The following is a 23,661-nucleotide window of genomic DNA, read 5'->3' on the forward strand; positions in this document are numbered from 1 at the left end:
ACATGAGCATCGAGATCAATCAAACGATCACTATTTTTTTAGCGGTACTGCTTTTAGCACTAGGCGGGATTATCGTTAAGAATGTCAAAATATTTAAACACTTTTGTATCCCTGCACCTGTTGTAGGGGGATTACTGTTTGCAATAGTCGCGACAAGTCTTAAAACCTTTCTAAACGTAACCATTTCATTAGATACGACACTCCAGGGATTATTTATGTTAACGTTTTTTACGACTGTTGGATTGGGTGCCAGTTTTCAATTAGTAAAAGTCGGCGGTAAATTATTATTAATATATTGGTTGTTATGCGGTTTTCTGGCATTAGCTCAAAATTTAATTGGCATTTCTTTAGCACCGGTTTTTGGGATCGATCCATTGATTGGTATGATGGCAGGAGCAATATCCATGGAAGGTGGCATAGGTGCAGCTACGGCATTTGGAGGTACCATTGAATCGCTGGGAATTCAATCTGCCCAAGCAATTGGAATAGCGGCAGCTACTTTAGGATTAGTATTTGGTGGCTTAGTTGGTGGTCCGACTGTAAAATATCTAATTAATAAACACAAATTGACACCAAGTAAAAAGGATATTGAAATTCAGGAAAAGAAAGAAATGGAAGACAAAATAGAATTGAATGCAGCTTCATTTATGAAACAAGTATTAATACTGACATTTTGTATGGCTTTAGGTTCATACTTAGGAGAGTTATTTTCGGCGAAGACAGGTTATGTTTTACCGAACTATGTTGGAGCAATGATAGTGGCTGTAATAGTTCGGAATATTTTGGATAAAATAAATGGAAAAATCATCGAAATGCCTAGTATAAATTTTATTGGAGATATTACTTTAGGTATTTTCTTATCAATGGCATTAATGAGTATAAAACTGTGGGAAGTTGCTGACCTCGCTTTACCTATTATTTTGATTGTGGTGATACAAGTAATCTTCATTATACTTTTAAGTATATTCATCATGTTTCGCTTTCTTGGCAAAAACTACGATGCGGCAGTTATGGTTGGAGGGTTTATCGGACATGGTATAGGGGCTACACCAAATGCTATGGCCAATATGTCGACGATCACTGCTAAATATGGACCTTCAAGTAAAGCGTATTTAATCGTTCCGATAGTGGGTGCATTTCTTATTGACGTTTTTGCCATGCCAATTATCATTGTAAGTATTAATCTATTAAAATGATAATGCTGGAATGAATTTCAACATTAATAGTTTTTATGCAAAGCCTGATATGGTCAAAGTATAGTTAGATATAGTGCTGATACCGAATGTTTTTAGTTGTATCAAAAACATTCGGTATTGTCTTTTTTTCTAAATTCCCCATGCAGTAGTTCACATTGGTTTCTGTCTAATTATTAATGTAACGGAACCCCATCGATTTCAAGTAGGTATGAACGACCTTGTGTGTATAGCACGATCAAGTAAGAATGAAATTATGCTACGATGAGAGTCCAGTACACCTAAGCCAGTTATGCCTCTTTGTTTAAACAATTTTTTTTGATCTTCACTCTGGTCGAAATTGTTTTCAACTTAAAGTAAAGTAATAATAAAAGGGGAGAAAATAGTTGTCCTATTCACTAAAGATAATAAGAAAAAGTGAACAAATAACCAGTCTTTGGTCAGGTGGTAAAACAACTCAACTTGCCATTTACCCTGAAGATGGAGATTATTCGAAGCGTGATTTCAAATGGCGGATTAGCACCGCAGATGTCGAGGTGGACGAATCCTTATTTACTCACCTTCCAGGCATTCGGAGAATCATTATGATCCTTGATGGTGAAATGCTGCTGGAACATAAGGGAAAGCACCGTGTGCATTTACAGCCATTTGAACAGGATCGGTTTGATGGAGGCTGGACAACCCGAAGTATTGGAAGGGTTACGGACTTTAATTTGATGTTAGCAGAAGGATGCGAAGGAGACCTTAGCACCATTCATTTGACTGATGGAACCCATTCTGAAGTGTTGGATAATGGGGAATCTTCGAAAAGAACCGACGCCTATTATTGTTTCAAAGGAAAAAGTAGAATGAGTATCGATGAAAAAGAGTCTATTGTTTTAGGGCAAGGTGACTTGGTAATCTTGAACATGGATCATTTCTGCAATAACATAAAGTTATCAAATTACGAAGATCACGTATCTTCAACAATTATTAAGGTAAGTATTTTTTATTGATGGAAGTTTGGGTTGCCAAAGCATGCATCCTTCTCATATATAAATTGATTGCGACCCAATGATGAGGTTTGACGTCAGCGCGTTCACTGCTAATGGTTGACATCACGTACCTTTTTTAGATTAATAGTTCCATATACTTCCAAGATATGAGTTTACTTTATTCAGATTATATACAGTAAAAAGTAAACAGGATATTAAATATTAATTAATCAGAGCTGTCCTTAGACGGCTTTTTGTTTTTGGCTCTTTTCGTAAAGATTGTTGTTGTTTTTAAAGCGAAACGATATAAGGTTGATTGGAGCGCAAGTGCGAGCATCTGGAGGGGAAATCAACCACACCGCTTAACTTGGTATAACAACAAAGTATGCGAAAACAGCCTTATATTTAAAATAAATGGTACAGATTAGTTGGTATTGATAAAAAGTCTATAAAGATAATTTTATAATTAAAATTATTTTGATATATCCACATTTTGTAATACTCGGTATGTGAAACCAGAATTAAAACACTTACATATCCTATTATCTGTGTATAATTACCTGAAAATATTGAATTATCTTTAAATTAAAACGATTTAGTGTTATTATTTTAGAATATTCAAACTATTAAATCGGAAGGTGAGGGAACTCATATGTCACAGATGTTGGCTTTAGTTATTGTTATTCTGATTTTATTTGTAGGAGACATTGTGGCGGTTCGGACAAAAGCCTGGGTACCTTCCGTTTTCGTTTCCGCAATCCTATTTCTATGTGGTTATTGGACATTCTTCCCGCAAGACATCGTTTCAATAGCAGGTGTTCCACCGGTAGTGGCAACCATGATGATGTACCTATTGATCACGAATATGGGAACATTGCTTTCAATAAGAGAATTGGTAAATCAATGGAAAACGATTGTCATCTCCTTATCTGGCATTCTTGGTATTGTTGCACTTATATTCGGAATTGGCATATTCATATTTGATCTGCAAACTGTCCTTGTGGCGATTCCACCTTTAGTGGGCGGTATGGTATCTTCATTAATCATGTCAGAAGGAGCGGCAGACGCAGGACTAACGAGTTTGTCCGTTTTTGCCATTGTTATTTATGTAATGCAAGGCTTTGCTGGATATCCTTTAACTTCAATTGTGTTGAAGAAAGAAGGGAAGAAGCTATTGGGGCAATATCGCAATGGGCAATTAACGGTAAAAAAAAGTGATACTGCAGCCGCTTCAGAAGGTATGACGGAACTTAAGCTGTTTAAAAAACTTCCTGAAAAATATAATACTGAATATTTTAAATTTTTCAGACTTGCGGTTGTTGCTTTTCTCGCTTACCTTGTTTCGACTGGATTAGAGCCGATTATATCAATAAATGCTTTTGTTCTTTGCTTACTATTCGGGGTTGTCGGAAAAAGTATAGGTTTCTTGGAAAAGCAGACACTGCAAAAAGCAAATGGATTTGGATTTGCCATCATGGCCCTTATGCTTTTCGTCTTTGACGGATTAAAAAATGCAACACCAAGTATGATGGTGGAGATCCTTTACCCACTTATTGTTTGCATTTTCCTAGCTGTTATTGGCATGTATATATTCTCATTCATTGCAGGGAAATTGTTAAATGTCAGCAAAGAAATGGCCTTTGCTGTATCTTTAACAGCATTATACGGATTTCCAGCCGATTACATTATCACCAATGAAGTCGTCAATTCATTAACAAAAGATGAAAATGAAAAAGAAGTATTGCTAAGCCATATGCTGCCGCCGATGCTTGTTGGTGGATTTATATCGGTTACAATCGTGTCGGTTATTTTGGCAGGAATATTTGTACAATTCTTGTAAAAAAGGAGGAATTCCAAGTGAGTCTTATCGAACGTATAAAAAAGCAAATAAATGATTTGAGCGAATTTACATCAACACCCGGAAAAGGGACAACCCGGCTTACGTATAGCAAGGAAGACTTACTTACACGCAATTATATTAAAAATAAAATGATGGAAACCGGTCTAACAGTAAAGGAAGATGGACTTGGAAATATTTTTGGAAAGCTTGAAGGTACTTTAAAAGATGCACCAAGCGTTTTGATCGGTTCACATTTTGATTCCGTACCAAATGGTGGTGCGTATGACGGGCCAGCCGGTGTAATTGCCGCTCTTGAAGTGGCTGCCCTATTTGCAGAAAATCAATTAACACCTAAATATCCATTTGAAATCGTTGCCTTGATTGAAGAAGAGGGTGCTCGTTTTGGCGGAGGACTAATGGGGTCGAGAGGAATAGTGGGAACACTTAGTGAGGAAAGTTTTAAAAATTTAAGGGATAAAGAAGGTATCACGACAATTGAAGCGATGTCAAAAATTGGTCTGGACTCATCACTTCCAAAAAGGAGAAATCCTAAAAGCATTAAAGAATTTCTCGAATTGCATATAGAACAAGGGCCAATCCTTGAAGAGAAGAATATCCCCATTGGTATTGTAGAAGCGATTGTTGGTTTAACTCAATTTGAAGTGACCATTGAAGGAAAGGCAGGACATGCAGGCACAACCCCGATGGATCGCCGTACGGATGCCTTGGTTGCAGCCGCTCAGATTATTTCTCAATTACCGAGCCTTGCAATTGAGGAAGGTGAAGGAACGGTTATCACGACAGGACGACTACATGTTTTACCAAATGGAGCTAACGTCATCCCAAATAAGGTTGAATTTTCGATAGATATCCGATCTAGCAAGGAAGAACATATTAACAATGTTATCAAGCGGATGAAAGAATTAATCGAATCCTATCATGAACAGGGAATCCATACAACTGCGGAACAGGTGTTATATATGCCGCCAAAGGTATTGAGTGATGAAATAAAAGCTTTATTAAAAGATAAAAGTTCTGATTTGGAAATTCCATACTGTTCCATTAATAGTGGAGCAGGTCATGATGCGATGGTTTTTTCCGATGTAACTGATGTTGGCATGCTCTTTGTTCCAAGTAAATCAGGACTAAGTCATTGTCCAGAAGAATGGTCTGATGCACGTCATATAGCAAATGGAGTGCAAATATTTTACGAAGTGGCTAAATGTTTAACGGAGGTAGAATGAGGATGATTAATCAAACGATAAAAGAAGCGATTCAAAATTATAGTGATGAATTAATAGAAATACGTAGAAAACTTCATAGCGAACCTGAGTTATCATGGGAAGAGGAAAATACAACGGCCTTTATTTGTGAATACCTTGAAAAATTAGGAATACCTTATCGCAAAGCAGAACCAACAGGTGTCATTGGAGAAATTAAAGGCGGTAAGGCAGGAAAGACGGTAGCATTAAGAGCGGATATGGACGCCCTTTCTGTTGAAGAATTAAATAAAGACTTGCCGTATGCTTCAAAAGAAGAAGGAAAAATGCATGCATGTGGTCATGATGCACATACATCCATGTTATTAATTGCAGCGAAGGCACTAAACGAAATAAAAGAAGAATTACCTGGGAATGTGCGATTAATCTTTCAACCAGCTGAAGAAGTAGCAACAGGTGCAAAGGAAATGGTTAAACAAGGAGCTGTCAAAGGTGTTGATAATGTTTTTGGCATACATATTTGGTCGCAAATGCCAACAAACAAGGTTGCTTGTTCTCAAGGACCTTCATTCGCTTCAGCAGATATCTTTACAGTAACGTTTAAAGGAAGAGGGGGACATGGTGCAATGCCACAGGATTGTATCGATGCAACTATTGTGGCCTCTTCATTTGTCATGAATGTACAATCTGTCGTATCAAGAAAGGTCGACCCACAAAATCCCGCAGTTTTGACAATTGGAAAAATGGTCGTGGGCACACGATTTAATGTCATTGCAGAAAATGCCGTTATTGAAGGGACTGTCCGTTGTTTTGATCCTAAAACACGTGACCATATTGAAAAACAGCTCCAGATTTATGCTGAAAATGTTGCCAATATTTACGGTGCGACCGCACAGGTTGAGTACTACCGTGGAACGCAAGCTGTCATTAATGATGAATACAGTGCAAAATTAGTGCAAAAAGTTGCTTCAAATGCGTTTGGCGAAGACGCAGTATATAATGAAAAGCCAACAATGGGTGGAGAAGATTTTAGTTTCTATTTAGATGAAGTACCTGGAAGCTTCGCTTTAGTTGGATCTGGAAACCCTGAAAAGGATACGGAATGGGCCCATCATCACGGGAAATTCAACATCGACGAAGATGCGCTTGCTACTGGTGCAGAACTTTACGCTCAATATGCCTGGGCATTTTTGCACGAATGACGGACTGGATAAAAGAGGGAATACGGAAATTGTTAAAAGGTTATTTGAACGCCAGAAGGCAGCCGATTGGCGGCCTTCTGGCGTTAAGGGTTAAATTACACTAAAAGGTCTTTGCACACAGTCAAAAAGGGAATGGATTTACCATTCCCTTTTTATGAAGTTGTTCTTATTTAACTTTTGTAAAGGTGAGAAGCTGTGTACTCCATATTGCCTGATATATGCAAATAAACCTTTTGGTATTTACGTTCTGTATTCATTTCACTTTGCATTAAGTTGAAAGTTGCATGAAACATACCGTAATGAGAATGAACCATGGTAATTCATTTTCTAAAAATCTTATGTGCATTCAACTTTTATTTAAATGATTTAAACATACTCTTTTCTCTTAATGAGCAGGAATCCCCATCACTGCAGTCGAACACCAATTAGTATGAAGAGAAGTTGAATAGGAGGGTGATTATGCAGAATCATGAGCTGGAACAAGTCATAAAAAATGCGGACAGGGCAATAAACAATGAGGATTTCGATCATTTAATGGAGTTTTATTCAGAGGATGCAACTTTAGTTGTAAAACCTGGAACATTTGCAAAAGGGAAAGCGGAAATTCGTCGGGCATTCATTGCTATCGCTGAATACTTTAATCACAGCTTAATCGTCAATCAAGATAAGATGGCAATAATCGAAACGGGTGATACGGCATTGGTTGTGGCAAAAGCCCAGCTAAGTGCCAATCAAAAGGAAGATTCCGAATTCTCTATGGAAAGAACCGCGACATATGTATTTAAAAAGGATTCCACCGGTACATGGCGCTGTATAATCGACAACTCTTATGGTGCTGAAATAATTGAAGAATTGAAGTAATTGGTGAAAGCTGCCGTTATGGTGGCTTTTTATTTTTTTTTTTACTAGAATACATCAGTATATAACTGAGAGGTATTTTGAAAGAGAAAAAGAAAAGATTTTAGCTATGAAAAAATCGCTTATGATAGAAATGATGATGTAGATGAGACGTATATTAAAATTAAAGATAATGGATCACTTGTGCGGAGCAGATGATTCAAAAGGAAATATATAGTAAAACAAGAGAGCATAAGACTGCAAAGCGATTCTTTAAGAAAGCTTTGGGGTCTTTTCATGTTTCAACGCCTCGCGTTATAACAGTCGATAAGAATCCTGCTTATCTTATAGCGAATGATGAGTTGAAGAAAGAAAAAAAGATGCCCGTAGGCATCCAAGTTAGGCGAGTGAATGATCTTTATAACGGAATAGAACAAGATCATCGGTTTATTAGTGAGTTCGTTCAATGCTTGGATTAAAGTCCTTTCACACAGCAAAGTCATATAGAAGCGATGCATATGATTAAAGAAAAAACTGTTAACTCTATATTCTAACTAACATTTCTTACACAAAAACTTAAAAAAATGGGGTATTGTTATAAATAATAACTTTTAACTCTATGTTTAAAAAAATCAATTGAGAATTGACGGAATTCTATAGCGGCTTTTGATAGATAATGATTTTTATGCCAAGCAATACCTATCGTTCTTTTACAAACTGGATCATTAATCTTAATTCGCACAGTATTAGGTGTTGAATCTTGAAGTATTGAGAGAGTAGGGATAAAGGAAATTCCATAACCTAATTCAACTAATTGTTGAATAGTCCAAGATTCTTCCAATTCAATAGCTGTATTAGGTGTAAATCCGGCCTCCTTACAAAATTTATCTGTAATTTCCCTGAATCCATAACCTTGAGGTAATCCAATAAAAGTTTCATCTGAAACTTCATTAAGATTTATCATTTTACGCTCAGCTAATCGGTGGGTATGGGGAACAGATAAAAATATTTCTTCTTCCATTAAGGGAACCCACTCAATATCTTCTCCTATTATTGGACTAGTAGAGATACATATGTCAATTTGAGCATTTTCTAATAGACACTTCATTTCAGAAGAAGAAGCTTGTTTATGTTTGATTGTGACATGCGGATGATCTTTCAGAAAATCGCCAATAAATTTGGCCATGATATGAGGAAGAGTCATCGCTATTGATATAATTCCTTTTTCAGGACTATTCATATCTTGTACTTGAAGTTTGCCTTCATTTATTTCAATGAATATGCGATTCACCCGTTCTAGGAAGGCTTTACCAAACTCATTTAAATATATCTGTTTTCCTTGTCTATGAAATAAAGGTGCACCTAGGTCAGCTTCTAAACGTGCTATTGTCTTACTTAAGGCTGGTTGGGAGATATTAAGCTCAGTTGCTGCCTTTGTCATATGTTCATACTTAGCTGCCACTTGAAAATATTTTAAATGTAAAAGCTCCATTTTGAACTCCTTTTATAAACCGAATAATATAAATATAGACCTATTATACATTACTTTAAAATAAATTGAGCGTTTTGCAAAATTAGTGACTACACCTTTGTTTTTTAAATTATTTTTTTATTACATATTCTTCTGTATAGAGCGATTTGAAAACATCCATGAAATGAGAGCCATCTTCTTTAATCACATCCATAGAATTCGGTCTGCTGAAATGTCCATATTTAGAAGCATCAACATTCCAGTAACAAAGCGACACGATCCATTCCATTCGGTTGTAGCAGATTTAATTGTTTTTACAAAATGATTTTGTATGTAAATTCCTGCACCGATATGATGTAACAATGCTTTAGGGCCATGGATATGTTCCCAATAGGCAAAAAAATCCTCTGGACGTTGCTCGTCAAAGCATTTTAATAAACCCCCAACTTTTAATCCAATGGGATTTTTCTTCAATTGTCCATTTTGGATAACAAGGGCGCAAGATTACTTGTTTGCATTCATATGCGCCGATGACGTTCACGTCTCTATAAAGAGATAAAACGTCAATTCCATCTGTCCAGACCTCATCAATAACTAAAATGCCGGAATCATCGGCCCCAGCCTGCATCCATCATTTCTAGCGTTGGTTCCGTGATGCCATTTGTTACATATTCCTGCACATAATTATTAGCAGCCAATTTTTTTGAATGTGAATCAAGATAAGCTGACTTGAAATCTTCACTGCTTTGTCCTGTGTTAGCACCAATTAAAATCATCGTTTTTACCAAATCAATCATCCCCATTTAAAATACTGTTTTTAACTGACTTTATCAAAAAAGCTCTAGCAGATATACTAGAGCTTTTTTGGAAATGATCCTATGAGAAGTCGTTTAACAAGTTAAAATTTTTATTCATATTGTAATGGATGACTTTTTACATTATATAAATCAACTATCAAAACATTTTATACTACTGGATCGTAAATCCACCGTCAATTGGAATCGCCGTTCCGTTCATAAATTTTGCCTGGTCTGATGCAAGGAAGACAGCCAGTTCTGCTACTTCTTCTTGGTGACCAAATCTTCGTGCAGGAATGTTATCAACTGGAATATTATCTAGAATATCTTTCGTCAAAGGTGTTACGATTGTACCAGGGCAGATTGCATTGACTTTAATTCCTTGAGAAGCATAAACAGAAGCTAAATGTTTTGTATAACCGATTAATCCATGCTTTGACGCTGTATAGGCTGCTCCGCCTTTACCTGCAACCAGACCAGCTACAGAGGAAATATTGATAATGGTCCCATTTCCTCGACTAATCATGCCCGGAAGGGCTGAATTTGATAGAAGAAAAATGCTTTTAAGATTAATGTTAAAAATAAAATCCCAATCTTCTTCACTTGTCTCTAAACTTGTTTTATATTTGTCGAAGACTCCTGCATTATTTACTAAAATATCAATTTGGCCCAATTCACTTAATATAACCTGTACCATATCATTAATCTTAGCTGAATTGGTCATATTGACCTGTAAAGCTAATGCCGATCCACCGTTTACGATGATTTCATTGACCACTTTTTGTGCGCCTTCATAGTTAATATCAGCAATTACAACCTTTGCACCCTTTTCTGCAAAGGCTAGAGCCTCGGCTTTCCCCATCCCGGAAGCTCCGCCTGTTATTACTGCAACTTTATCTTTTAATAACATATAAAATCATCCTCTTCATAGTCTAATCGAAAAAACTTGTGATTCTATTATCTTAATTCCAAAATCGATTAATTCTCATTAACAGCCAAAACGGTGTTTTTATTGGCTTCTATAGCTTTTCTTCTTAGCGTAATGAGACCTAAAAGTATGGCGAAAACTTGGATAGCTAATACGCCGAGGAATACAGCATAATAGGATCCGGTTATATCATAAACAAATCCAAAAATAGTTGTTCCAACGGCAATCGCTAAAGTAGCCGATGACATGACAATGGTATAGATGGCTGCATAATCTCTGTTTCCAAAAACAGCTTTGATCATGAATGGCGGTAACAGAGTACTACAGGAATAACCAATACCAAAAGCAAGTCCTCCAATATATAGAGAAATAACCCCTATACTTCCACTAAATAAAATAAGCAGGATTCCTGTCATACCTGAACCGATTCCAACGAAATTCGTAATATTTATTCCTGCTTTATCGTTTAACCAGCCTAAAAGGAATTTCCCGGATGTTTGCCCAATCATGACACACGTAACGACACTTGCAGCTAATGTAGTAGAGAATCCTTCAGACAAAAGATGATTCGGAATATGAAAACTTACCGTTACCACTAGACCTAAAAGTCCTGTAAAAATAAATACAGCGTAAAAGGAAACTGATCTAATTGCCTGTTTTAGAGGAGTACCTGTTTCATCAACAACCTTTTTGGTAGATTCTTCAGCAATTTCCGATCCATAAGCAGTCATGTTTTTTTCTTTTGGATCCTTTCGGATGACAAAGATCGTAAAAGGAAGTGTTAAGACAGCAACGAGCACGCCAAGTACCATATATGAGCTTCTCCATCCAATCGTTTCAATTAGATATCCGGAAATGGGAGCAAATATAGCCCCACCTATACCCATAAATGTCATGGATAGCCCAAGAACAGTTCCCATTTTAACCTTAAACCAGTTGTTAATAATCAATGGTACTGCTGCATAAATTAAGAAGGAGTTGCTGATACCAAGTAACACTCCAGAAACGTAAAATTGGTAAACAGATGTATATGTGCCCATTAATCCAAATGCAAGGGCATCTGTTAGTGCAGCGACAGATAATATTAGGCGAATATTAAATTTCGAAAAGATTTTTCCTGCAAAAGGAAGGGTAATGGTTATCACTAAATACATAAGTGTTGTATAAAAAACAATATCAGCTGTACCGACTCCCAATTCAGTACTCACAGATTTATAAAATAATCCGGCACAACTAACAATAATTCCGACGCTGCCTGCATAAATAGCACAGCAGGCAATTGCTATCCACCATGCATAGTGTAGTTTTTCACCCTTTTTTGACACTATAGCCCAACCCCTTTTTAAAAATATGTTTTTCATTAATAGAAACTTGCAAATCTCCTCCTTTAATCAGTAAATTCCTGCATGTGTCCATTCCTTGGACAAACGCTTTATATTGTGACATCCCAACAGGGGATGGAACAATTGTTCTTACTACCAAAAAAATAAGTCCAGCATAAAGTAAATAGAGAACTTTATGCTGGACTTATTCACTAAAAGAGATAAATTTTTGTTTACCCCTGTAAATAACAGCGCTTACATTTTTATTAAGATATCAGAATCTTATGATAAATAAAAGCGGATGTCAATAACATACAGAAGATTAATAGATTAGAAAAAAGAAATGATTATAAGAAGAAACACGCGTTATAATTTATTAGTTTGTTGATAAATTTTGATTTTGGAATCATAAGAGTGTATCTTTATTTTAAATAAGCCAATCATTCAACAAACAATTAAGCATGTATTTTCTATTTGTATAAAATAAATCATTTTTAATATTTTCCGAATATTTGTACTTGACAATAAATTACTTAATTTATAAAATAAGGACTAATAATTAAATAAAAGCTGTTATTTATTTGGATTGTGTTTTCAAAAAAGCCAATCTTTATTCGTAAATAAGCCCAGCAAAAAAAAGCGATATGCTATTTTTTGCTGGGTTTTTTATTTTGTGAAAGATAAAAGGTGGTTAATTTCAATTGAGTATTAGTCAATGAAAATGAATCATAATCTAGCAAAATTATGAAAAGGTAAAGGATGGGAATACAAATGAAATATGAAGTAATGGAGATTCATCAGGAGTTAAGAAAAACAGTTCGTAAATTTGTACAAAAAGAAATTGTTCCTAATATTGAAGAATGGGAAAAGAATGGATTTCCAAATGAGATTTTTAGAAAAATGGGGCAAATGGGGTTATTTGGAGTACGCTATCCAGAAGAATATGGCGGCAGTAACTTGGATTACTTTGCAGCCATGACTGTAACAGAGGAAATAGCTTCATCAGGCTGTGCAGGCTTAGGGATGGCATTTAATGTGCAGGCTTTAATGGCAACAAACCCGATTTTAAAATTCGGTACAGAAGAACAGAAACAAAACTATCTTGTGCCTTCAATAGCTGGAGAAAAAATTGCTGCTCTTGGTATTACCGAGCCTTCTGCCGGATCAGATGTGGCAGGACTACGTACTACGGCTAAAAAAACAGATGGCGGATGGATTATCAATGGATCCAAGGTTTTTATTACAAATGGGATAAGGGCTGATTATCAAATTTTAATAGCGAAGACGGGAGAAAAAAATGGCAGGCAATTATTTAGTATCTTTTTAGTGGATAGTAATTTAGAAGGTTATACGGTAGGCCGTAAGTTAGAAAAGATAGGCATGCACGCATCAGATACTGCAGAAATCTTCCTGGAAAATGTCTTCGTTCCGGATGATGCCTTGTTGGGTAAAGAAGGAGAAGGATTTAAGCAGCTCATGTGGCAATTGAACGGAGAGCGTTTGATTCAAGCTACTGCCTGTGTTGCGGGTGCCCAAAGATGTTTGGATTTGGCTGTACAATATGCCAGAGAACGTGAACAATTTGGCCTGTCCCTGTCAAAAAACCAGGTTATCAGACATTACTTGGCTGAAATGCAAACCGAAGTTGAATCGGCTCGTGCTCTTTTATATAATACGGCAGCTCAATATAATCAAGGAGAAGTGCTGGTAAAAGAAATATCAATGACAAAACTGTTTGCTTCTAAAGTTTATTATGAAGTGGCGGATAGAGCTCTGCAAATTCACGGTGGTTATGGATATATGGATGAATATCCAATCTCCAGAGAATGGCGTGATGCCCGTTTAATGAGAATCGGCGGGGGTACTGACGAAGTTCAAAAAGAAATTATTGCTAAAGAGATGGATTTATAAATCGTTCATCTTAATGATAAATTATTGAAATCGTTATTAATGAAAGCGTTTCACTATAGAAAGTGAACGATCATATGCTGAATATCTATTGGGAAATAAAACTCATACTTTTAATTCTTAATTAGTGGATATAGCTCAGCGGTAGATCCGATGTATATGTTTTTATGGATCTAGTCTCTGGGTTTTTTAGTATGAATAATTCAGGCAGAAGTAAGTTGAATGTATTTATGTATGAAAGAGATTCTTCCATTTACCTAGCTCGATATCCCGAAGTTATAATGCATTAATTAAAAGATAGTTTAATATTAGGGGTTGTTAAACATGGGAATGTATGGTGAGGAGTATGTTGTCGGTACCAAATTTTTAACACCGTCACGAACGATTACTGAGGGTGATGTAATGTTGTTTGCTGGGATGACTGGGGATAATAATCCCCTGCATACAGATGAAGAATTCGGAAAAAAAAATCAATTTGGTAGTAGGATTGCTCATGGTATGTTGGTTTCATCTGTAGCAGTAGGACTGTTTTGCAGAACTCAAAAGATGGATGGGACTGCAGTGGCAGCACTTGACACTAAATGGAAATATTTAGCTCCTGTATTGGTTGGAGATACAATACACTGTGTAATGGAAGTGGGCAACGTTAAACGATCCACATCTAAGCCTGACCGTTGCGTTGTTACTATGGTTTACAGAGTTCTAAATTCAGATGGGAAGCTTTGTCAAGAGGGAGAAATGTCAACTATGCTCTGGTGGTCAAACCCTCTGGAATAACAGTCCTGATTTTTAATCTAAATCTAGTCTCTGGGTTTTTAGTATTGATATAACTGAGAAGGGAGGGGAAGATAAATGGTTAAATTATTTTCTCCATTTTCGGTAAAAGAAGTAGTGTTAAAAAATAGAATCGTCATGTCACCCATGTGTATGTATTCTTCATTTAAAAGAGATGGGCAAGTAAGCAAATTTCATCATATGCATTATGTTAGTAGGGCAATTGGTCAAGTTGGATTGATTATGCTTGAATCAACAGCCGTTCATCCGCAGGGAAGAATATCCATGAAAGACTTGGGGATTTGGGATGGACATCATATTGAAGGGTTAAGTGAACTTGTCCAAGAGATTCATAGATACGGTAGTAAGGCAGGAATTCAGCTTTCACATGCTGGAAGGAAGGCAGATATTGAAGGAGAAACTTACGCTCCATCCCCTGTACCATATCGAAATGATCAAAAGATACCATTAGAGTTATCCATATCCCAAGTAGAGGAAACGATTGGTCAATTTAAGGAAGCAGCCAGAAGAGCAAAAACGGCAGGATTTGATGTGATCGAGCTTCATGGAGCACATGGCTATTTAATTAATGAATTTTTATCTCCATTATCGAACTATAGAAATGACAAGTATGGGGGGACAATAGAAAATCGATACCGTTTTCTAAAGGAGATGATTGATGAAATAAATGAGGTTTGGGATGGACCGTTGTTAGTACGTTTATCCGTAAATGAATACCATCCTGAGGGAAATAGCCTTGATGACATTGTCTATTTTTCCAGAAGGTTAAAAGAGCAGGGGGTAGCTCTGATCGATTGTAGTTCTGGAGCGATTGTACCTGCACGAATTGATGTTTTTCCTGGATATCAGGTTCCTCTTGCCGAAAAAATCAGGCAAGAAGCTGGGATTGCAACAGGTGCTGTGGGTTTAATAACCAGCCCTCTTCATGCAGAAGAAATATTAAAAAATAATCGGGCAGATCTAATTTTTATCGCCAGAGAATTATTACGTAACCCTTATTGGCCACTCAAAGCTGCTATAGAATTAGGGATTGAATTGACGGGACCAGGACAGTATTCGAAAGCATGGGAAGAGGCATTTCCAGTATTAGAAAAATGGCACCCTAATTAACTGTAGTATGAACACAACCTAGGAGTGGATAAGGTGAAAGTAAAACAGATCACCTTTGGGGAGAACTGAATTCTGAAATCAATAATAGACGAAAGCAATATCATAGTAGGTACAGACTCTGCTATCTACTATGTTAAATATAAACAATAAGTGAACTATATTAGGAGGTTACTGTGATGGAAGAAATCAATAGTACTTTAACGAAAGAAAAGGGCATTGATAAAACAGTATATGAAAAGATTCATGAAATAAAAACATCATCAAATCGTCCGTATTACGTCAAAATGAAGGATATTGGCAAGATGTTTGTTCGGGATAAGATTAAGTACTTGGTAGATGAAGATAGTTTTGAAGTTGAAGATGGCCTTTTCGCCCGCTGTAGGGATGAAGACTTTCTTCCAGGTGATGCTGTTGTTACGTTAGTGGCAAAAATAAATGGCAAACAAGTGGCGATCATCGCGAATGATTTGACGATTAAAGCTGGGACATGGGGAAAGAAAACGATTGAAAAAATCATTCGGATGCAAGAGCTTGCTGAAAAAAGAAAGATCCCGCTCATTTATATGATTGATTCAGCTGGTTCAAGGCTTAATGAACAATTTGAAACCTTTACAGACCGCAGCCATGCAGGAAAGATTTTTTATAATACGGCAAGAATGTCAGGTTTAATACCGCAAATCGCTTTGGTATTTGGACCATCTCCTGCTGGAAGTGCTTATTTACCTGCACTTTGTGATTTTGTCGTGATGGTTAATAAAAATGCCAGCGTTTACTTAGGTTCTCCAAGAATGGCGGAGATGGCTACAGGGGAAAAGGTTTCAATGGAAGAAATGGGCGGAGCCCGTATGCATAATACAGTAAGCGGATTAGGTGATATGTTAGTAGAAAATGAGAATGAAGCACTTGAGGCTGCTAAAAAATACTTAAGCTATCTTCCACAAAATTGGTTGGAAACCCCAGCCATTATCGAAGTAAAACTTCCGATTGAAGGTAAAAAAATCGAAGAATTAGTACCAGAAAATCAACGTATTCCGATGGATATGTATCCAGTCATTGAGAGAATTATTGATATGGATTCCTTTTTCGAATTCAAAAAGCTGTATGCCAAAGAAATGATAACAGGTTTTTGTAGAATTGGAGGCAGATCAATTGGAATCGTAGCGAATCAATCAAAGGTTAAAGGTGGTGTTATTTTTCCAGAATCTGCCGAAAAAGCAGCGCATTTTATCTCGCTTTGCGATGCTTATAATATTCCATTACTGTTCCTTGTCGATTTACCTGGCTTTATGGTGGGAAGTAAGGTTGAAAAGGAAGCCATTATTAGAAGAGGTGCAAGAATGCTTTCAACCGTTGCAAACGCGACTGTTCCAAGAATTGCATTAATTGTTCGAAAGGCTTATGGTGCTGGCTATGTTGTCATGTCAGGTGCGTCCATGCAGCCGGATGCGTGTATCGCTTTACCGCAAGCACAGCCTGCTATTATGGGTCCTGAGGCTGCTGTCAATGCCATGTATTTTAATAAGATTCAATCAATTGAGGATCCTGCTGAACGTCAAAAATTCATTCAAGAACAGCGTGACAAATACAATGATGACATTAATGTATGGAGTCCTGCATCAGAGCTTTATATTGATGATGTTGTACCGGGCGACCGCTTACGTAAGGATCTGATTCAAAGGTTTGGTTTATACAGCCAAAACAGGGACATTTTAGAGGGTATTGCACATAAGAAAACAGTTGTTAGAAGAGGATAATAACCGTCTATAGGAGGAAGGTAAAAATGGATGTATTAAATGAACGGAGACAATCATTCGTTCAAAAAAGTGTTGATTGGACTCCAAAGCCTATTCATCAGTTCTTCTTTGCGATGGCAGATCGATATCAAAGCAGTGATTATATTGTAACAGAAAGAAAAACATGGAGTTATCGAGAAACTCATGATGAAGTGCTGAAATTAGCCTTAAGTTTATATGAACTTGGAATAAAGAAAAACGATCATGTAGCTCTTATTTTTCCTAATTTCCCAGAATTCATTATTTCAAAGCTGGCTTGTTCCGCGATTGGTGCAGTTACAGTTCCGTTAAATTATAAACTAAAGCAAGAGGAACTAAAATATTTGATTAATCAATCAAAATCATCTTATCTAATTGTCATTGATGAATGGAATTCTTATAATTTCATTGATGCCATTGAAGAATTAAGTCCAGAAATATTTAGAGGAAAACCTTCTGATGTCTTTCCAAATTTGAAAAAAATTATTGTGTTTTCACCTAATGGAACAAAATATGAAGGGACCTTGGACTTAGATGAATTAATGTCATCGAGTGACAAACAGGAAGCACTACCACTTATTACTGCAATTCAACATGAAAGAAACATTGATGTAAATGATATTACTGACATCATGTACACGTCAGGGACGACATCGTTGCCGAAAGGTGTATTAGTCACTCATGATATGCTATGGCGAAGTACTTATGGCAGCTGCTTGAATAGAGGTTTTCAAGAAGGAAGAAGGACTTTTATACCGATTCCATTTTATCACACTTTTGGACTTGTAGAGGGGGTATTAGCTTCGATGTTTATAGGAGGGGCAGTTATTCCTCAGTTGGAATTTAATGGAGATGAGGCTGTATTCCTCATTGAAAAATTCAAAGTGAATGATGTAGACTGTGTCCCAACTATTGCTTTGAAATTAGTAGAAGCGCAGCGGAAAAATCCTCGCGATCTTTCAAGACTGAAGGCCATGTACTGTGCAGGTTCAGAAGTTTCAGTAACATTGTGGAATGAACTGAAGGATGAATTGCAGATAGATGAGCTGATCACAGGTTATGGAATGACGGAATTAGCAGCGGGAGTACTCCAGACAGACCCGAATGATGAATTATCTTATTTAACCGATTATGTTGGTAAAACCATTCCGGGTGGTCATATTGGCTTAAATGAATTAAATGGTAACAATATTGAATTTAAAATTAGGGATCCAGAAACAGGTGAATGCTTTAGCGCAAATAGAGGAGGAGAGCTCATCTGTAGAGGACCATTGGTAACAAAGGGCTACTATGATAAACCGAAAGAAACGGCAGAAGCGTTTACAGAAGATGGTTGGTTTAGAACCGGTGATTTAGCATTCATTCATGAAAATGGCTATATTTCTTTAACGGGGCGTTTAAAGGAGATTTATAGAATGGGTGCTGAAAATGTGGCGCCGAAAGAAATTGAAGATGTCATTACGAGTCATTCAAGTGTAAACCAGGCCTACGTCATTGGAGTACCAGATCCTGTAATGGGTGAAGTTGGAATGGCTTGGATTGTTCTTGAACCAGGTGCATCTTTACCAAAAGAAGAGATTTTAGATTATTTAGCGTCTAGATTGGCACGCTTTAAATTACCAAAATATATTAAGTTTGTTGAGCATGGCGAGTTACCGTTGAATCAAACAGGTAAGGTACAAAAATTTAGATTAAAAGAATGTTATGAGAGTGAAAAAGTAAAAGTAGAATCTTTAATTTAAAACAACAAATGAGGTGAATGGAAATGGAAGTATTAACAAATATGGCAGGTAACGTATGGAAAATCACGGTGAAGCAAGGTGAACAAGTAAGTGAAGGTCAGGACGTAGTGATTTTGGAATCGATGAAGATGGAAATCCCAGTTAGTTCAGAGGTTAGCGGTATTGTCGATGAAATTATCGTTAACGAAGGAGATTTTGTAAATGACGGTGATGTGGTCATCAAATTGAAATAACTAAATTAGGAGGAGAAAAAATTGTTTAATAAAATCTTAATAGCAAATAGAGGCGAAATTGCAGCCCGTATCATTAGAACGTGTAAAAAAATGGGGATTAATACAGTCGCGATATACTCTCAAGCTGATCAAAATTCTCCTCATGTAGAAATGGCAGATGAAAGTTATTTAATCGGACCTCCAAGGGTTAATGAGAGTTACTTAAATATGGAGAAAATTTTAGAGGTTGCAGTAAAAGCAAACGTTGAGGCTATTCATCCTGGATATGGTTTGCTATCTGAAAATTATGAATTCTCTAAGCGTTGCACTGAAAATAAGATTGTATTTATTGGGCCATCACCTACAACCATATCACAAATGGGGAGCAAAATTGAGGCTAGAAAATTAATGAGCCATGCGGGAATTCCAATTGTTCCCGGTACGGATGCACCTTTAGTAGATGTGGAAGAGGCGATTCGTGAAGCAAATCATATCGGATATCCGATCATGTTAAAAGCTTCCGCTGGAGGCGGAGGCATTGGAATGCAAAGGGTTGATGATGAAGAAGCGCTGAGAAAGGCTTTTCAAGGGAATCAAAAACGGGCAAAAGACTTTTTTGGAGATGGCGCCATGTTTCTAGAAAAACTAATTTTAAATCCGCGCCATATCGAAATTCAATTATTGGCTGATAAAGAGGGAAATACCATTTATTTAGGGGAAAGAGAATGCTCTATTCAGAGGAGACATCAAAAAGTAGTCGAAGAAGCTCCTTCACCATTTATTGATGAAACGACAAGAAAAGAGATGGGCGGAGCAGCTGTCCGCGCAGCCAAAGCAATCGGGTATGAAAATGCCGGGACAGTAGAATTCATCATGGATGAAAATAAGGACTTTTACTTCCTAGAAGTCAATACTCGATTGCAGGTTGAACATCCAGTTACGGAAGAGGTTACTGGTTTAGACTTAGTAGAACAGCAGATTAGGATCGCAAATGGTGAAATGCTGTCAATCAGTCAAGAAGACGTTCACTTAAACGGGCATGCGATTGAGGTAAGGATTTATGCAGAAGATCCAAATACGTTTTTTCCTTCCCCAGGAACAATTACAAGTCTAAGTATACCGAAAGGGGAAAATATTCGACACGAGTTAGCTGTAAGACAAGGATCTGATGTAACTCCATTTTATGATCCGATGATTGCAAAACTAATTGTAAAGGGACTCACTCGCAATGAAGCGATAAAAAATATTAGTGAAGTATTGGATCAATATATAGTAGAAGGAATTAAAACAAATATTCCAACATTAAAGAGAATAGTAAGTCATCCGGAATACATTTCTGGCAACACAACAACAAATTTCATTGACAGCTACTTAAAAACCACTAAGGTGAATTAAATAGCAGCAACGGGGACCAGGGAGTGGCTTAATTGTCGATACTCATTTTTAAGTAGAAAGAAGGTGTTTATGTGAGGGAGAATCATATTCTAGCTTCGATAAAGGATCATGTGGCGACCATTATTTTAAATAGACCGGACAAACATAACGCTTTAACTGGCGAAATGATGGAGGACTTTGTTTCGATTCTTAATGAAATGAATAATAGCTCCGATGTTCGTGTCTTGTTATTAACTGGGGCAGGAGAAAAATCCTTTTGTTCTGGAGCCGACCTTGGTGGAATGAGTGAAAATAATGAACAACACATTTTAAACTATAAGGCTCATGTCACGAAGTATAAAAGTTGTTTGTTGGCCATTCATCAATTGAAAAAGCCTATTATTGCCGCAGTAAATGGCTATGCCTTGGCAGGAGGATTAGGACTCGCTGCTGTATGTGACATCACCTTTGCCAATGAAAGGGCTTTGTTTGGAGCACCGGAGATTAATGTAGGTCTCTGGGGGATGATGATAAGTGCACCATTATTTCAAACGATTGGTTCCAAAAAAACCTATGAATTATTTTATACAGGAAAAAAAGTCAATGCTTTAGAAGCAAAAGAGATGGGGCTTGTAAACGCAGTTTATCCGGATAGTGAATTAATGGGAGAAGTAACGCAATTTGCCCGTCAGCTGGCCAAACGAAATCCAACTGCCTTAACGTTAGGCAGAGAGGCTATGCAAATGATTCAAGGAATGGATTATGAAAAATCATTGAATTACCTACGTGATCAAGTACTTATTTTAGGTGAAACCGAAGATTCAAAGGAAGGTATGACTGCTTTTCTAGAAAAAAGAGAGGCAATATGGAATGGACGGTAAGTGACGAGTGTTTATAGGAATTGGGTTATTCGAAATAGCCATTATTGATAACGACCATATACTGAAATAATGGAGTTATTACCCTTAGTGTTCAAGATTTAGAAATTAAAAATTTTTGCCGTATTGATAACCTATGGTAGCGAAAAGTTAAAACATGGATAACTATTGGGTTATAAAAAAGTGAAAATAATACTGTTTAAATAACCTACCTTGGTAGCTTCTAAGAAGATCTACGTTATATGTGAGATTTATGATAATGAAGGAGGGATATTTCTTAATGAAGATAATTTCTTATCTTAATAAAAATCAAATTAGTGTCGGTATAGTTCAAGATAATACAGTGATTGATGTTAGTGATGAATTTCCCGATGTCTTATCAATCATAAAAGCAGGACGAAATGGGATCAATGAAATTAATAGGATCATAAGTGCTGGCGTTGAACGAAGAACCTTAAAAAGTGAGCATATATTACCACCAATACCTAAATTAGAACGTAACGTTATGTGTGTGGGATGGAATTACTTAGAACATTTTAACGAACGTTTCCGGCAAGATATTAATCTACCGACTAAACCAACAGTCTTTACAAAAGCCACAGGGACTATAGCTGGTCCGTATGAGGAGATTCCTTTGCCGGAAAACTTTACAAAAAAGTTAGACTATGAAGCAGAGCTGGCTGTTGTCATTGGACGTAAAGGGAAAAATATTTCTGCAGAAGAAGCAGCCGATTATATTTTCGGATATATGTGTGCGAATGATATATCTGCAAGGGATGTGCAGCAATCTCATGGTGGTCAATGGTTTATGGGTAAAAGTATGGATAAATCGTGTCCTGTGGGCCCTTGGCTGGTCACAAGGGATGAAATAGAAGATGTTCAGAACTTGGAGATTACCTGCAAAGTAAACGGAAATACGGTTCAGTCCAGTCATACAAATTTAATGATGTTTTCTGTCAACCGTATTATTTCGGAGCTTTCAAAGGGGATGACGCTTCTTCCGGGGGATATTATCCTTACCGGAACACCCAGCGGTATCGGCTCCAAACGGAATCCCCCGTTATTTTTAGGGTCAGGGGATGTTGTCGAAGTATCTATATCTGGGCTTGGCAGTATTAAAAATGGGATTGTAACTGTTGATGAAACAAAAAAGCTGGAAGCTTGACTGTCTTATGAATCTATTAAATTTCTAAAATGGGGTGCAATTATGGTTATGAAAAGTACAAGCAAAAGCAACGGTAAAGTCATTGCGGTTAAAGTGGCTGATCTTTCGAAGGAGACAGCCCAATCCAAAAACCTGCCAAGAGCCACGGGGGTTGATTCACCGGATCTTTGGATGGGTCGAGTAATAGGAGAAGCAGGCAAGGTATCGGGGGCCCATCATCATGGGGAAGCAGAGACAGCGGGATATATTCTGAGCGGCCGCACAAGAATCTACTTTGGTGAGAATTATAAGGAGTATGTTGATTTAGGACCGGGTGACTTTTTGTATGTTCCACCGTTTGTTCCGCATATTGAGGAAACACTGAGCGAGACGGAACCGGTGGTTTTCATTACCGCTAGAACCAAGGCGAATATTGTTGTCAATCTGGACGAAAAGGACACGTCTGTCTTTTCCAAAACGGATGAAAAAATCGTAGTAGTAAGAGCGAATGAATTGAATGAGGCTACGAATCAAACAGAAAATTTGCCAAGGATGACGGGAGTGAATGCGCCGAACATATGGATGGGCCGCGTTGTCGGTGCGCCGGGAAAAGATTCGGGTGCACACCATCATGGGGAAGCCCAGACCGGAGGGTATATACTCAGTGGACATACACGAATTTATTTTGGCGAGAACTATGAAGAATTCGTCGAACTAGGGCCTGGAGACTTTGTTAATGTACCTCCAAATCTGCCGCATATTGAAAGAAACATGAGTGATACAGAGCCAATTGTATTTATTACTTCGCGGAACCCAAGAAACATTGTTGTCAACTTAGATAGCTAATAATTTATCAGGAAGATAACGGTAAACTATATCACATTAATATTGATTAAAACAATATTATGGGTTTTGGAGAGGGGACGCTGCAGGCGTCTCTCA

General features: G+C 37.2%; 20 protein-coding genes and 1 pseudogene. 17 read left to right on the top strand and 4 right to left on the bottom strand.

Going from position 1 to position 23,661, the window contains the following annotated elements; genetic code table 11:
* Positions 1-2: 2 nt before the first annotated feature.
* From gltS to ACFRAK_RS13175, 7 genes and pseudogenes are all read left to right on the top strand, one after another.
* Positions 3-1,196, top strand: coding sequence for a sodium/glutamate symporter (gene gltS, locus ACFRAK_RS13145; protein ID WP_387595493.1), 1,194 nt, complete (start codon positions 3-5; stop codon positions 1,194-1,196).
* A gap of 383 nt (positions 1,197-1,579) precedes the next feature.
* Positions 1,580-2,188, top strand: a complete 609-nt coding sequence (locus ACFRAK_RS13150; protein WP_387595495.1) for a HutD/Ves family protein — start codon at positions 1,580-1,582, stop codon at positions 2,186-2,188.
* A gap of 631 nt (positions 2,189-2,819) precedes the next feature.
* On the top strand, positions 2,820-4,007 hold the full coding sequence (locus tag ACFRAK_RS13155; protein WP_387595498.1) for a hypothetical protein: 1,188 nt from the start codon (positions 2,820-2,822) through the stop codon (positions 4,005-4,007).
* A 17-nt stretch (positions 4,008-4,024) separates the two neighbouring features.
* Positions 4,025-5,251 (top strand): Zn-dependent hydrolase, encoded by a 1,227-nt coding sequence (locus tag ACFRAK_RS13160; RefSeq protein ID WP_394571843.1) that lies wholly within the window; start codon positions 4,025-4,027, stop codon positions 5,249-5,251.
* A 2-nt stretch (positions 5,252-5,253) separates the two neighbouring features.
* The gene (locus ACFRAK_RS13165; protein ID WP_394571844.1) at positions 5,254-6,429 is read left to right on the top strand and encodes a M20 family metallopeptidase; all 1,176 of its coding nucleotides are present in this window, start codon (positions 5,254-5,256) and stop codon (positions 6,427-6,429) included.
* A 459-nt stretch (positions 6,430-6,888) separates the two neighbouring features.
* Positions 6,889-7,290: a YybH family protein gene (locus ACFRAK_RS13170; protein ID WP_387595506.1), complete on the top strand. Its 402-nt coding sequence runs from the start codon at positions 6,889-6,891 to the stop codon at positions 7,288-7,290.
* A 138-nt stretch (positions 7,291-7,428) separates the two neighbouring features.
* Positions 7,429-7,808, top strand: a pseudogene (locus ACFRAK_RS13175) (DDE-type integrase/transposase/recombinase); the annotation flags it as partial.
* Between the two features lie 53 nt (positions 7,809-7,861).
* On the opposite strand, the gene ACFRAK_RS13180 reads toward ACFRAK_RS13175, so the two are convergent.
* The 4 genes from ACFRAK_RS13180 to ACFRAK_RS13195 all read right to left on the bottom strand — a co-directional run bounded on the left by ACFRAK_RS13180 (position 7,862) and on the right by ACFRAK_RS13195 (position 11,823).
* Positions 7,862-8,758, bottom strand: coding sequence for a LysR family transcriptional regulator (locus ACFRAK_RS13180; RefSeq protein ID WP_387595508.1), 897 nt, complete (start codon positions 8,756-8,758; stop codon positions 7,862-7,864).
* A 587-nt stretch (positions 8,759-9,345) separates the two neighbouring features.
* Complete coding sequence (locus tag ACFRAK_RS13185; protein WP_387595510.1) at positions 9,346-9,525, bottom strand: hypothetical protein; 180 nt, start codon at positions 9,523-9,525, stop codon at positions 9,346-9,348.
* Positions 9,526-9,706: 181 nt separating this feature from the next.
* Positions 9,707-10,444, bottom strand: a complete 738-nt coding sequence (locus ACFRAK_RS13190) for an SDR family NAD(P)-dependent oxidoreductase (protein ID WP_387595513.1) — start codon at positions 10,442-10,444, stop codon at positions 9,707-9,709.
* 68 nt (positions 10,445-10,512) lie between these two features.
* Positions 10,513-11,823, bottom strand: coding sequence for an MFS transporter (locus ACFRAK_RS13195; RefSeq protein WP_394571845.1), 1,311 nt, complete (start codon positions 11,821-11,823; stop codon positions 10,513-10,515).
* 732 nt (positions 11,824-12,555) lie between these two features.
* Here ACFRAK_RS13195 and ACFRAK_RS13200 point away from each other — a divergent pair.
* The 10 genes from ACFRAK_RS13200 to ACFRAK_RS13245 all read left to right on the top strand — a co-directional run bounded on the left by ACFRAK_RS13200 (position 12,556) and on the right by ACFRAK_RS13245 (position 23,565).
* Positions 12,556-13,695 carry an acyl-CoA dehydrogenase family protein gene (locus ACFRAK_RS13200; protein ID WP_387595519.1) on the top strand — a complete coding sequence of 380 codons (1,140 nt, stop codon included), beginning with the start codon at positions 12,556-12,558 and terminating at the stop codon, positions 13,693-13,695.
* Between the two features lie 321 nt (positions 13,696-14,016).
* Positions 14,017-14,469, top strand: a complete 453-nt coding sequence (locus ACFRAK_RS13205) for a MaoC/PaaZ C-terminal domain-containing protein (RefSeq protein WP_387595522.1) — start codon at positions 14,017-14,019, stop codon at positions 14,467-14,469.
* Positions 14,470-14,544: 75 nt separating this feature from the next.
* A complete protein-coding gene (gene namA, locus ACFRAK_RS13210; protein WP_387595524.1) occupies positions 14,545-15,597 on the top strand; it encodes an NADPH dehydrogenase NamA in 1,053 nt (350 codons plus the stop codon).
* A gap of 176 nt (positions 15,598-15,773) precedes the next feature.
* Positions 15,774-17,351 (top strand): acyl-CoA carboxylase subunit beta, encoded by a 1,578-nt coding sequence (locus tag ACFRAK_RS13215; RefSeq protein ID WP_387595527.1) that lies wholly within the window; start codon positions 15,774-15,776, stop codon positions 17,349-17,351.
* Positions 17,352-17,377: 26 nt separating this feature from the next.
* On the top strand, positions 17,378-19,111 hold the full coding sequence (locus ACFRAK_RS13220; protein WP_394571846.1) for a class I adenylate-forming enzyme family protein: 1,734 nt from the start codon (positions 17,378-17,380) through the stop codon (positions 19,109-19,111).
* 23 nt (positions 19,112-19,134) lie between these two features.
* Positions 19,135-19,344, top strand: coding sequence for an acetyl-CoA carboxylase biotin carboxyl carrier protein subunit (locus ACFRAK_RS13225; RefSeq protein WP_349729382.1), 210 nt, complete (start codon positions 19,135-19,137; stop codon positions 19,342-19,344).
* A gap of 21 nt (positions 19,345-19,365) precedes the next feature.
* Positions 19,366-20,718, top strand: coding sequence for an acetyl-CoA carboxylase biotin carboxylase subunit (locus ACFRAK_RS13230; protein ID WP_387595533.1), 1,353 nt, complete (start codon positions 19,366-19,368; stop codon positions 20,716-20,718).
* Between the two features lie 110 nt (positions 20,719-20,828).
* On the top strand, positions 20,829-21,578 hold the full coding sequence (locus tag ACFRAK_RS13235) for an enoyl-CoA hydratase/isomerase family protein (RefSeq protein ID WP_394571847.1): 750 nt from the start codon (positions 20,829-20,831) through the stop codon (positions 21,576-21,578).
* Positions 21,579-21,855: 277 nt separating this feature from the next.
* Positions 21,856-22,740: a fumarylacetoacetate hydrolase family protein gene (locus tag ACFRAK_RS13240; protein ID WP_394571848.1), complete on the top strand. Its 885-nt coding sequence runs from the start codon at positions 21,856-21,858 to the stop codon at positions 22,738-22,740.
* A gap of 42 nt (positions 22,741-22,782) precedes the next feature.
* Complete coding sequence (locus ACFRAK_RS13245; protein ID WP_387595542.1) at positions 22,783-23,565, top strand: cupin domain-containing protein; 783 nt, start codon at positions 22,783-22,785, stop codon at positions 23,563-23,565.
* Positions 23,566-23,661: the final 96 nt, after the last annotated feature.

It is taken from the genome of Peribacillus sp. NPDC056705, from assembly GCF_043656335.1.

What these genes read in the sequence shown, in the direction of transcription:
- gltS (WP_387595493.1), top strand. Translation starts at nt 3, where the DNA reads ATGAGCATCGAGATCAATCAAACGATCACTATTTTTTTAGCGGTACTG.
- ACFRAK_RS13155 (WP_387595498.1), top strand. Translation starts at nt 2,820, where the DNA reads ATGTCACAGATGTTGGCTTTAGTTATTGTTATTCTGATTTTATTTGTA.
- ACFRAK_RS13165 (WP_394571844.1), top strand. Translation starts at nt 5,254, where the DNA reads ATGATTAATCAAACGATAAAAGAAGCGATTCAAAATTATAGTGATGAA.
- ACFRAK_RS13170 (WP_387595506.1), top strand. Translation starts at nt 6,889, where the DNA reads ATGCAGAATCATGAGCTGGAACAAGTCATAAAAAATGCGGACAGGGCA.
- ACFRAK_RS13180 (WP_387595508.1), bottom strand. Translation starts at nt 8,758, where the DNA reads ATGGAGCTTTTACATTTAAAATATTTTCAAGTGGCAGCTAAGTATGAA.
- ACFRAK_RS13190 (WP_387595513.1), bottom strand. Translation starts at nt 10,444, where the DNA reads ATGTTATTAAAAGATAAAGTTGCAGTAATAACAGGCGGAGCTTCCGGG.
- ACFRAK_RS13195 (WP_394571845.1), bottom strand. Translation starts at nt 11,823, where the DNA reads ATGAAAAACATATTTTTAAAAAGGGGTTGGGCTATAGTGTCAAAAAAG.
- ACFRAK_RS13200 (WP_387595519.1), top strand. Translation starts at nt 12,556, where the DNA reads ATGAAATATGAAGTAATGGAGATTCATCAGGAGTTAAGAAAAACAGTT.
- ACFRAK_RS13205 (WP_387595522.1), top strand. Translation starts at nt 14,017, where the DNA reads ATGGGAATGTATGGTGAGGAGTATGTTGTCGGTACCAAATTTTTAACA.
- namA (WP_387595524.1), top strand. Translation starts at nt 14,545, where the DNA reads ATGGTTAAATTATTTTCTCCATTTTCGGTAAAAGAAGTAGTGTTAAAA.
- ACFRAK_RS13215 (WP_387595527.1), top strand. Translation starts at nt 15,774, where the DNA reads ATGGAAGAAATCAATAGTACTTTAACGAAAGAAAAGGGCATTGATAAA.
- ACFRAK_RS13220 (WP_394571846.1), top strand. Translation starts at nt 17,378, where the DNA reads ATGGATGTATTAAATGAACGGAGACAATCATTCGTTCAAAAAAGTGTT.
- ACFRAK_RS13225 (WP_349729382.1), top strand. Translation starts at nt 19,135, where the DNA reads ATGGAAGTATTAACAAATATGGCAGGTAACGTATGGAAAATCACGGTG.
- ACFRAK_RS13240 (WP_394571848.1), top strand. Translation starts at nt 21,856, where the DNA reads ATGAAGATAATTTCTTATCTTAATAAAAATCAAATTAGTGTCGGTATA.
- ACFRAK_RS13245 (WP_387595542.1), top strand. Translation starts at nt 22,783, where the DNA reads ATGGTTATGAAAAGTACAAGCAAAAGCAACGGTAAAGTCATTGCGGTT.